Annotated in this window: 10 protein-coding genes; 5 read left to right on the top strand and 5 right to left on the bottom strand. The window is 30.0% G+C overall.

Going from position 1 to position 9,539, the window contains the following annotated elements; all coding sequences use genetic code 11:
* Positions 1–265 precede the first annotated feature (265 nt).
* From E6771_RS15200 to E6771_RS15215, 4 genes are read right to left on the bottom strand one after another with little or no spacing between them, the layout of a single operon-like run.
* Complete coding sequence (locus tag E6771_RS15200; RefSeq protein WP_316092188.1) at positions 266–976, bottom strand: energy transducer TonB; 711 nt, start codon at positions 974–976, stop codon at positions 266–268.
* A 17-nt stretch (positions 977–993) separates the two neighbouring features.
* Positions 994–1,389, bottom strand: a complete 396-nt coding sequence (locus E6771_RS15205) for a biopolymer transporter ExbD (protein ID WP_316092189.1) — start codon at positions 1,387–1,389, stop codon at positions 994–996.
* Positions 1,390–1,391: 2 nt separating this feature from the next.
* A complete protein-coding gene (locus tag E6771_RS15210; protein ID WP_316092190.1) occupies positions 1,392–2,012 on the bottom strand; it encodes a MotA/TolQ/ExbB proton channel family protein in 621 nt (206 codons plus the stop codon).
* A gap of 27 nt (positions 2,013–2,039) precedes the next feature.
* Positions 2,040–2,546, bottom strand: a complete 507-nt coding sequence (locus E6771_RS15215; protein WP_316092191.1) for a flavodoxin family protein — start codon at positions 2,544–2,546, stop codon at positions 2,040–2,042.
* Positions 2,547–2,765: 219 nt separating this feature from the next.
* On the opposite strand from E6771_RS15215, the gene E6771_RS15220 reads away from it, so the two are divergent.
* The 5 genes from E6771_RS15220 to E6771_RS15240 are packed head-to-tail and all read left to right on the top strand — an operon-like array spanning position 2,766 to position 8,828.
* A complete protein-coding gene (locus E6771_RS15220) occupies positions 2,766–4,034 on the top strand; it encodes a coproporphyrinogen-III oxidase family protein (RefSeq protein ID WP_316092192.1) in 1,269 nt (422 codons plus the stop codon).
* A 49-nt stretch (positions 4,035–4,083) separates the two neighbouring features.
* Positions 4,084–6,150: a TonB-dependent receptor gene (locus tag E6771_RS15225; RefSeq protein ID WP_316092193.1), complete on the top strand. Its 2,067-nt coding sequence runs from the start codon at positions 4,084–4,086 to the stop codon at positions 6,148–6,150.
* Between the two features lie 22 nt (positions 6,151–6,172).
* On the top strand, positions 6,173–7,144 hold the full coding sequence (locus tag E6771_RS15230; protein WP_316092194.1) for an iron ABC transporter permease: 972 nt from the start codon (positions 6,173–6,175) through the stop codon (positions 7,142–7,144).
* Positions 7,144–7,935, top strand: a complete 792-nt coding sequence (locus E6771_RS15235) for an ABC transporter ATP-binding protein (RefSeq protein WP_316092195.1) — start codon at positions 7,144–7,146, stop codon at positions 7,933–7,935. The genes E6771_RS15230 and E6771_RS15235 overlap by 1 nt, the downstream gene beginning before the upstream one ends.
* Positions 7,932–8,828, top strand: coding sequence for an ABC transporter substrate-binding protein (locus E6771_RS15240; protein ID WP_316092196.1), 897 nt, complete (start codon positions 7,932–7,934; stop codon positions 8,826–8,828). The genes E6771_RS15235 and E6771_RS15240 overlap by 4 nt, the downstream gene beginning before the upstream one ends.
* A 249-nt stretch (positions 8,829–9,077) precedes the next feature.
* On the opposite strand, the gene E6771_RS15245 is transcribed toward E6771_RS15240, so the two are convergent.
* On the bottom strand, positions 9,078–9,539 hold a 462-nt coding region (locus E6771_RS15245), incomplete at its 5' end, for an autotransporter outer membrane beta-barrel domain-containing protein (protein WP_316092197.1).

Here is a 9,539-nt window from a genome sequence, read left to right on the forward strand (position 1 = left end):
GCATGTATGTCTCCTTTGTATAATTAGGGTGGTAACTATATTATACAAAAAAGAGAGCTGAGTAAAACATTTTTTTTAAATGTTACTCAGCTTTTTTTAATAAAAAATAAAAATCATTAGCAGCAAATACTTTAACAGAATATATTTCTATTTTAAAAGAAAATATCTGTATTAAATTTTTAAAATATGCAGCAGCAACATTTTAATTTAACAAATAAAAAAGTTTTAGAATTTCAATATAAAAACTCTAAAACTTTTTTTATTCTTATGATTTTGGTTCAAAAACAAATTCTTTTTGGAAATATACACTTATAACTTTTCCATTATATATAATTGGTGAGAATTTCCATTTTCCTAAAGCATCTATTACAGCTTGATCAAATCCTAATTTACTATGTGAGTTGATTATAGAAATATTTTTTACATTACCTGACTGATCTACAAGGAATTTAGCTTTTACTATTACCTTTTTTCTGTATCTGATATTTTCAGCCTGTTTAGGATATACAGGAGTAATTTCTCTAGTTATCTTGTATTTTATTCCATGATTAGAGACAGCATTATAAGTACCATCAGCATTAGCAGTAAGTAAATTATCAGCACTTGGCATTGAAGAACCACTAGAACCATCACTAGTGGTTTTATCAGTTACAGTTTCTGTAACTTCTGGAGTCTTCTTTACTTTTATTTCAGGTTCTTTTGCTGCCTCTTTTTTAGGTATTGTTTTCTTTGGAACAGGCTTAGGTGTTTCAGGTTTTACCTCTTTCTTAGGAATCTCCTTTGGTTTAGGAGGTTCTGCAACAGGTGGAGGTGGAGCCGCTGCTGGAACTGCTTTAGTCACTTGTGTAAAAGTAATAGGAACACTTTGTTTCAAAGAATTATTGTCAGTATCTAAATCTTTTGTAACAGTGGGAAGACTCAATTTTAAAAAGAGCATTCCGTGCAGTAGAAGTGCTATAATAAAGTATCTCTTCATATTAAACCTCTTATTCTTTACTCATAAAAATTTATTCCTAAATTTTCTATGCCATGTTGTTTTACTTTAGTTATTATATCAATGATATTCTGATATTTCAATTCTTTATCTCCAGTTATAGAAACACTTTCTATTCCGCTTAAATAGCTATCAATTTCATCGAAACTTACTTCTATATTTTTTTTATCTCCAAGAGTAATGAAGTATTTATTATCTTTATCAATAATAATTTCCAGATTTTTATCCTTATTTTCTTCAGTAGCTAAAGTAGATGTTGGAAGATCAATATCAATATTGCCATATTTATTAAAAGTTGTTGAAACTATAAAAAATATTAAAAGCAGGAAGACCACATCTATAAGTGGTGTAAGATCAGGAGTGAGAAGTGCTCTCTTTTTCTTGTATCTAGCCATTTCTATCCCCTCACAATATTAATAACATTAGTTGTTATTTTATCTATTTCCTCTTCAATTTCTTCAATTCTTTTATTCAATAAATTATATACAACTAAAGCTGGAATAGCAATAGAAAGTCCTGCTGCTGTAGTTATTAAAGCCTTTGATATACTGTCTGCTACAATAGTGGGATCTCCAGCACCAAATTTTGCCAGATCTTTAAAAGCATCTATCATTCCAGTAACAGTTCCTAAAAGTCCAAGCATAGGAGCTACATGAGCTATTATTCCTAAAATATGAAGTCTTTTTTCCAGCGGACTGATTTCATCCATCTCAATTTCTTTTATTATTTGATCAAATTGATGAAAATCTTTTAGGTTAGTATCACAAATATTACATCTGCAAAGAAATTTTTTAACTGTACACCCAACAGAATTTCTTTCTTTTTCACAAATTTCAATTATTCTACACATATCTCTATTGGAAACAGCCATTATTACTTCTTTTCTAAAGTTTCTATTCATTGTTTTTTCTTTCTTAAAGAAAAAGAATAATCTTTCAATTATAACAGTAGTAGAAATAAGAGATAGTATGAAAAGTATCCACATCAGTGGACCTCCTACTTTAAAATAGTACATCATTTCAGTATGTTCCTCCTAAAAATTAAATTAAAGTTTTGCCATAAGGTTTTTAAAATATGCATATGCATTTTGCAAATCAGTTTCATCAGGATGAAGACTTGCATCTGCCCATCTTTTTATTCTTTCTGGATTAGGTCCATGTGGATGTTCAGGTCCGAATTTAGTCTGCATCATCTCTATAAGTTTAGGATCAATAGCACCTTGACATAGGAAATGTCCTAAAACTTTATTTTCATTTTCAGTAAAAAGTTTTGTTATATTTTCTGCACAGTCCAAAGCATGTTGAGAATCAGGATAAGCTCCTAATGTAAAGAAGAATGCTGTATTTTTATTTTTGATAGTTTTTATAAAGTTAAGAGCTTTTGTATCTGCTGTTCCTTTATCTATCCAAGTTCCTACAATGATTAAATCATAATCCAGATTATTTACCTCTGAAATATCCATTATTTCAGAATTCTCTATAGCTTTAGCAATAGATTCAGCAACTTTTTTAGTATTACCAGTTTTTGTAGAATAAGTAACAAGTGTTTTCATTTAAAAAGACCTCCTAAAATTTTTATCTTCATATAAGTTATATCAAAAAATATTTTTAAAGTCAAATAATTTCAAAAACTATAATTTTGTATTAGATAATTTTTTACTTGACAATAAAACAAATTAATATTAATATAAAAACATTGAAAGAAAACTAGGTTTTAAGAAAACAAATGTTTGTACAGATTAAAGTGCAGTAAACTTATCAAGGAGGAACACATGGAAAGAAATTTACTGCTGTTTGATAAAAGATTAAAATCTCATCACGACAGTAATAGTTTGATTAACAAATATATAAAAAATGAAAGGGCTGATGGAAAAAGTTTTGAACTGATGTTACAGGAGGAGCCTGACAACAGAAAAAAATCTATTTATGTACATACACCATATTGCGATAAAATATGTTCTTTCTGCAATCTTAACAGAAAGCAGATAGATGGAAGTCTGGATTCATATGCACAATATTTAGCAGATGAATTTGATAAATATGGGCAAAGTAATTATTTTAAAAAAAGTGAATTTGAAGTAATATTTTTTGGCGGAGGAACACCTACTGTGTATAAACCTCAACAGCTTGAAATAATACTTGAAAGTATAAAAAGAAATGTCACTTTAGCCAAAGACTATGAGTTTACATTTGAAACTACACTGCATAATCTTACAGAAGAAAAACTGGAAGTTATGATGAAATATGGAGTAAACAGATTAAGTGTAGGAATTCAGACATTTTCAAGCAGAGGAAGAGAATTCTATAACAGAACTTATGAGAAAGAAGAAGTTATTGAAAGACTTAAAAAACTAAAAGAGTTTTTCAGAGGGGATGTTTGTGTAGATATTATCTATAATTTTCCTGATGAAACTTTAGAAGAAGTAATTGAGGATGCGAGATTAGTAAAAGAATTGGAGTTGAGCAGTGCAAGTTTCTATTCATTGATGGTGCATGAAGGGTCTAAATTATCTAAAGATATTGAGGCAGAAAGAGTGAAATTAGAGGAGGATATGAAAAAAGATTATCTTCTATACCAGCACTTTGTAGATGAAATGTTAAGAGAAGATAAATATCATGTTCTTGAATTGACTAAAATAGCTAAGAACAATGGAGATAATTACAAATATATCAAAGTTAGAAATACTGGTGGAGACACATTTCCAATAGGAGTAGGAGCAGGAGGATCAATACATGGGATTGGAGTTTATAGAATGAGCAAAGAGATGTCATTCTTCTCTAAACAGACTGATTATCATGAAAGATTCTCAAGACTTTCTGGATTTATGCAGTTTCCAGTAATAAATAAGGCAGATGTAAAAAATATTTTATCTGAAGAAGAATATAAACATTTTGCTGAAAAAATGAGAGATTATCAAAGTAAAGGACTGCTTAATGAAAAAGAAGATTCATTTGTGCTTACACAAGATGGGATATTCTGGGGAAATAATATTTCAAGTGATATCATAATTTATGTAATGGAACAGCTTTTTAATAAATAGTTTTTAATAAAAAAAATATATATAAAACAGACTTGAAAGGAGAACAAAAATGAGCAAGAAATCAATAGGTTTAATCTGGGCGGCTCTAGCAGTTGCAGCATATGGACAACAGGAGGTAGACTTAGGAAAGAGTGTTGTTTACTCAACAACTGGATTTGAAACAGAAATGAGAAAAACAGCAAGTAACCCAAGTATAGTTACAGCTAAAGAAATTGAAGAGAAAAATTACAAAACAGTAGATGAAATATTAGCTGATATTCCAAGTGTCAATATTGTAAAACAAGGAAAGGATTCAATAATTGACTTAAGAGGACAGGGAGATAAAGCTAAGCAGAATGTACAAATACTTGTAGATGGGGTACAGATGAACTCTCTGGATACATCAATGACAGCTACTCCTATCAATACAATATCACCTGATAGTATTGAAAGAATAGAAGTACTTCCAGGGGGAGGTTCAGTTCTTTATGGAAGTGGAACTTCAGGAGGAATAGTCAATATCATTACTAAAAAAGGAACTGGAAGAAAAGCAACAGTAGGATTTGACCATAGGGAATATGGAAGCAATAAAACTAATGTAGCTGTAGGAGAAAGTTTTGGAAACTTTGATGTAAATCTTGCTTATACAAAAAATAATGCAAAAGGGTATAGAGATTATGATAAATCTGATTCTGATTATTTCCAAGGGGATATCAGATACAGAATATCTGATACACAAGATATTGGATTTAAATATTCAAAATATAAGGCAGACGAAACATATCCTGATATGTTAACTAGAGAAAAAATAAATGCAGATAGAGAACAATCAGGACTTGTATCAGGAGAACATAGTAAGACAAAAACGGATAAAGACGAGTATATTTTGACTTATAATAATAAATTAAGTGAAAAACTTGACTTAAATTTAGTTTTATTTTCACAGGAAACAGAAATGAAAATTGATAGTAGAACCTCTTATAGTGGTCTTTGGATGACACAAAATGCTTTGTTCAAAGATGAAAAACAAGGAATTAAAACTAAAATGAGATACTCATATGGAGAAGGAAGCTCAGTAATTTTTGGTTTGGAATATATTGATAATGATGCTAAAAGAGATAGCTTAATGAATATGCCTCCAATGATGAATAACATAAAGACTATAAATGATTTAAATAAAAAGACATACAGTGGATTTGTAATGAATAACTATGTATGGAATAATTTTGAATTTGCTCAAGGAATTAGATATGAAAAAGCAGATTATGATGTTAATAAATATGGTTCAAGAATAAAAAATGGAGCACTACAACAAGATCCAAGCATTTCAATGACTACAGATGAAGATAATTTTGCTTATGAATTATCTGCTAACTATCTTTATTCAGATACTGGAAAAACATATATCAGATATGAAAGAGGATTTACTTCTCCACCACCAGCTTTATTAACAAATAAATCTCCAGAAAAAGGATATTATTTAAATGATTTAAAATCTGAAAAATATGATAACTTTGAAATTGGAGTATCAGACTATATAGGATTTACAAGTTTAAATGCCTCAGTATTCTATACAATCACTAAAGATGAGATAACTAGTGAAACTGAGGGAATGATGGGAGGAAGTACAGTAATAGATAACTACAACTTAGGAAAAACAGAAAGAATTGGATTTGAATTAAAAGCTGAACAATATCTTGGAAAACTTACTTTATCCCAATCTTATGCATATATTAATGCAAAAATTAAAGATGGAGAAGTAAAAGATGTTGATGTATCTGGAAATAGAGTAGCAAATGTACCAAGAAATAAATTTAATATTGGAGCTAACTATAGATTTACTGATAACTTCAATTTAGGTGCAGAAGTAGTATATGTAGATGATGTATATTTAAATAACCAAAACTTGGGAGGAAAAACTAACTCTCATACTGTAGCAAATATCAGAGCGAACTATAACTTTAACTTTGGTTTAAGTTTATATGCTGGAATCAACAACTTGTTTAATGAAAAATATTATGAAGATGTAGACTATACATCAGCTTCAACATCAATGGGAGTAACAACACCAGCATACTATTCATACGACCCAGCAGCAGAAAGAAACTACTATGTAGGATTCAGATATAGTTTATAAAATAAAATTGTGAGGAATAAAAATGGAAAAAGTTTTATCATTATTGTTAATAATAGGAACTTTGGCAGCAGGAATACTCTCTATACCTTTAGGGAGTGTTCCAATTCCTCTGGAATATATATTTAATCCAGAGAAAGCTCCTGAATATATAAAAATTATAATCTTTAATTTAAGACTGCCTAGAATAATGATGTCAATTCTTGTGGGAATGATGCTTTCTTCCAGCGGAGTAGTAGTACAGACAGTATTTCAAAATCCATTAGCTGATCCATATATTATTGGAATAGCAGCAAGTGCTACATTTGGAGCAGTTATAGCTTTTGTTTTTAATCTACCTGACTATATGTATGGAGTTATTGCATTTTTTATTTGCCTGTCAAGCACACTTCTCATCTTCAAAATGGCGAAAAAAGGTAATAAGGTCAATGTAGCTACTCTTCTTATAGTGGGAATAGCAGTATCTTCATTCTTAGGGGCATTTACATCTTTTGCCATGTATCTGATAGGAGAAGATTCTTTCAAAATAACTATGTGGATGATGGGATATTTAGGAAATGCTACATGGAATAGAGTAATATTTTTAGCAATACCCCTTGTTTTTTCTGTGAGTTATTTTTATTTAAAGAGAAATCAGCTAGATGCTTTGTTGTCTGGAGATGAGGAAGCACATTCATTAGGGATAGATGTTAATAGGCTAAAAGTAAGAACATTGACTGTAGCAGCTTTAGTAGTGGCATTTTCTGTAGCTTTTTCAGGAATGATAGGTTTTGTAGGACTGATAGTACCTCATACAATGAGAATGCTTTTAGGTCCATCTAATTCAAAACTTCTTCCAAGTACCATATTAGCAGGAGGTTTTTTTCTGCTCATATGTGACACATTTGGAAGATTGGTACTGGCTCCTACAGAAGTTCCAATAGGAGTTATCACAGCGTTTTTTGGTGCACCATTCTTCTTATATTTAGCACTTAGAAACAAAAGGAGAGATTTCTAATGGAAGTAATAAAAATAGAAAAACTTAATTTTTCTTATGGAGAAAGAAAAATATTAAATGATGTAGATTTAAGTATAACTGATAAAAAACTTACAGGTATTCTAGGGCCTAATGGTTGTGGAAAAACTACACTTTTAAAGAATATACTCGGATATCTGCATAATAATTCTGGAAATATTGAAATATTAGATAAAAACAGCAGAGAATACACACAAAAGGAAAAATCAAAATGTATATCTTTAGTTCCTCAAAAATCACAGCTTATGTCTGCTATGGATGTAGAAGATTTTGTTCTTATGGGGAGGCTTCCTCATTTAGAAAATAACTGGAGTGGGTATACTAGAAAAGATAGAGAAATAGCAGAAGATTCTCTTAAAGAACTCGGGCTTGAAAAGTTTTGCAGAAGGGTGGCAGTAACATTATCTGGAGGAGAATTTCAGAGAGTACTTTTAGCAAGAGCTATTACACAGGATACAGATATAATTTTATTAGATGAGCCAACATCTGCCCTTGATTTAAACCATGCTTTAGAGTTGATGGAGAAAGTAAAGGAAATAATACATAAAAAAGGAAAAACAGCAGTTGCTGTTCTTCATGATCTTAATCTTGCTGCTATGTTTTGTGATGAAATAATAATGCTGAAAAATGGAAGAGTATACTGTAAAGGTACTCCTAAAGAAACTATGACCAAAGAAAATCTAAAAGATATATATGATTTAGAAAGTGAAATATTTTATACAGGAGAAGGGATACCTTATATAATTCCAAAGCTTAAAAAGGAGAAAAAATGAAAAGAATAAGAAAAAGTATTATAGTATTATTTATTTTAATATTGGGATTAAATGTTTATTCTATGGAAATAAAAGATAAAAAAATAACAGACAGTTATGGGAACAGTATAGAACAAAAAGAATACAATAAGATAGTAATACTTGATCCAGCAGTGGTTGAAATATTTTATCTACTTGGAGGAGAAAATAAGATAACAGCTATTGGAAAAACAGCTATGAGTGAAATATATCCTCCTGAGAAAACAAAAGATTTGGCAAGTGTGGGGACTATAACAAAACCAAGTTTAGAAAAAATACTTTCATATACTCCAGATTTGGTTATTCTTAATGGAATGGCAGCTTCTACTGGAGAGAATTTAAAAGCTTTAAAAATACCATTTATAATAAATAATGCTGGAAATATTTCAGATATACTTTCAAATATAAAAATATATGGAGAGATAACTGGGAAAAAAGCAGAAGCTGAAAACCTGTATGTTGAAAGTGAAGAAAAATTAAATAATCTAAAGAGAAAAGTAAAAGAGAATCCTTTGGATTTAAAAGGGGCAGTTTTATATACAGTATCTCCAATGATGGGATTCAGCAGCAAATCTCTTCCAGGGGAAATATTAGATATACTGGGAGTAGAAAATATAGCTGATAATCTTTTAGGAGATAAGCCTATAATATCACAGGAACTTTTATTAGAAAAAAATCCAGATTTTTTGGCAGGAGCTATGAGCATAAAATCTGCAGAAGATATAGCAAATAGTAATCCAGCAGTAAAAGAAACAACAGCTGGAAAGAAAGGAAATTTCTTTATTATAGATTCTAGTAAAATATTAAGAGGTTCTCCAAGAATATTTGAAGCAGTTGAAGAATTTTATTCTGAGCTATTGAAAATGAATAAATAAAAAACAAGTGAAGCATTATATTTGAATAAGATTTTAAATGTAGGAACAACAATTGAAATAGTAAAAGATTATAAAAAATTAAATGGTTTGAGTCCAGTAGAACACTGAATTCAAACCATTTATCTGCTCTTTTATTTTATTCTCTACTTGACAGGGTATAGACCAGAAAATTAATTCTTCTGGTCTTTTTCCTTATTTCACTATATTTTTTAATATACTGAACCTTACTATTTTCTTTGGATAATTCTATTAGAACTTATATCCTAATCCTGCTCCTACTATCCATTCACCTTTAGTTTTGTTTTTCCCAGTTCCATTATGTGAATCTCTTTCTATTTCATAACTTCCTTTTACATCGAATAGTATTCCATTTTCAAGCTCAAGGGCATATTTTGCATTAAGTCCCAAGCTGTGCTTATTCTTATGAGGAACCAATATATCAAAGTCACTTCCTCCTCTAAATCTTCCTGTGATATATTCCTCATCTGCTCCACTTAATATTCTTGTATAGCTTACCCCCGCTGACAGTGTACTCTTTCCTTTTTCATGTGGTATTACTTTTTTAACATCTACTCCCACTTTGGCTGTTGTATAATCAAATGACTTTGAATCTGTTTCTATAGCTAAAGCTTTGTTTCCCTCATCTGCTCCATCTTGATCTATATATGTATATGATAATGTTCCATATGGTTCTAAGAATAAGTTATTTCC

The organism is Fusobacterium sp., assembly GCF_032477075.1.
In the GTDB taxonomy this organism is placed as follows: domain Bacteria; phylum Fusobacteriota; class Fusobacteriia; order Fusobacteriales; family Fusobacteriaceae; genus Fusobacterium_A.

What these genes read in the sequence shown, in the direction of transcription:
- E6771_RS15200 (WP_316092188.1), bottom strand. Translation starts at nt 976, where the DNA reads ATGAAGAGATACTTTATTATAGCACTTCTACTGCACGGAATGCTCTTT.
- E6771_RS15205 (WP_316092189.1), bottom strand. Translation starts at nt 1,389, where the DNA reads ATGGCTAGATACAAGAAAAAGAGAGCACTTCTCACTCCTGATCTTACA.
- E6771_RS15210 (WP_316092190.1), bottom strand. Translation starts at nt 2,012, where the DNA reads ATGATGTACTATTTTAAAGTAGGAGGTCCACTGATGTGGATACTTTTC.
- E6771_RS15215 (WP_316092191.1), bottom strand. Translation starts at nt 2,546, where the DNA reads ATGAAAACACTTGTTACTTATTCTACAAAAACTGGTAATACTAAAAAA.
- E6771_RS15220 (WP_316092192.1), top strand. Translation starts at nt 2,766, where the DNA reads ATGGAAAGAAATTTACTGCTGTTTGATAAAAGATTAAAATCTCATCAC.
- E6771_RS15225 (WP_316092193.1), top strand. Translation starts at nt 4,084, where the DNA reads ATGAGCAAGAAATCAATAGGTTTAATCTGGGCGGCTCTAGCAGTTGCA.
- E6771_RS15230 (WP_316092194.1), top strand. Translation starts at nt 6,173, where the DNA reads ATGGAAAAAGTTTTATCATTATTGTTAATAATAGGAACTTTGGCAGCA.
- E6771_RS15235 (WP_316092195.1), top strand. Translation starts at nt 7,144, where the DNA reads ATGGAAGTAATAAAAATAGAAAAACTTAATTTTTCTTATGGAGAAAGA.
- E6771_RS15240 (WP_316092196.1), top strand. Translation starts at nt 7,932, where the DNA reads ATGAAAAGAATAAGAAAAAGTATTATAGTATTATTTATTTTAATATTG.